At 42.7% G+C, this 651-nt stretch carries 2 protein-coding genes; both read right to left on the bottom strand.

The features are described 5' to 3' along the window. Positions 1–266: 266 nt before the first annotated feature. The gene (locus HMPREF2955_RS16175) at positions 267–413 is read right to left on the bottom strand and encodes a hypothetical protein (RefSeq protein WP_019189011.1); all 147 of its coding nucleotides are present in this window, start codon (positions 411–413) and stop codon (positions 267–269) included. A 29-nt stretch (positions 414–442) separates the two neighbouring features. Further along, positions 443–651: hypothetical protein (locus HMPREF2955_RS16495; protein ID WP_210401278.1), on the bottom strand; the 209-nt coding region annotated here is incomplete at its 5' end.

Below are 651 nucleotides of genomic sequence, written 5' to 3'. Positions count from 1 at the left end.
TCCTAAGAGGGAATTAACTGAATTACCCTATTTAGCCTTCGTTTGCTTGTCGGCACTTTGCCAGTCTTATTCCTTTGACGTAGCCCGCCACGCCTTCAAGAATAGGACAGAGAATATGCCCAACAATTAAATTAAATCTGCACAGGCTCTAATTGCCGATTTGTATTGAAAGAACCAATGCGTGGATGTATTCATACTGAATCGTACTTGATAGGTTTGATGCAATACTATCCAGTTGGAAGGCATGACACTATATCGCATTCATGCTAATTCTTTTCAGGAAGATACGAAAGGAAAGTCAAGATGGTTTCTGCGTTTCCTCGAAACTGTTTTCCGTTGGTCATGAGCAGCATGCCCTGCAACTGCTCGCCCTGGTGGGCGTAAGCGTACGTGTTTTCCGTGCTGTTGCTCACGCGCGTATATGCGGCATAATTGTTTTTGTCTAGTTTTCAGTAAGGGATTTAACATTATGAGTGCCCTTTCCGTCCACTAATCGCCTATCTTGCGCAAAAAATCGATTCTCGCGAAGGTTTGTTTTGATGCAAAAAGGGGGTAGTATGTGAATGCGGCAAAATGAATTTTTATTTAAAGAAACCGTCATTTGCGCCCATTTTAGTGCTATTTGCAGCAAGATGTAGTGCGTTTTGGTGC

Source organism: Prevotella sp. HMSC073D09, from assembly GCF_001814145.1.
Taxonomy (GTDB): domain Bacteria; phylum Bacteroidota; class Bacteroidia; order Bacteroidales; family Bacteroidaceae; genus Prevotella; species Prevotella conceptionensis.
The sequence above is the reverse complement of the archived record's forward strand: the minus strand, read 5'-3'. Positions and strand labels throughout refer to the sequence as shown.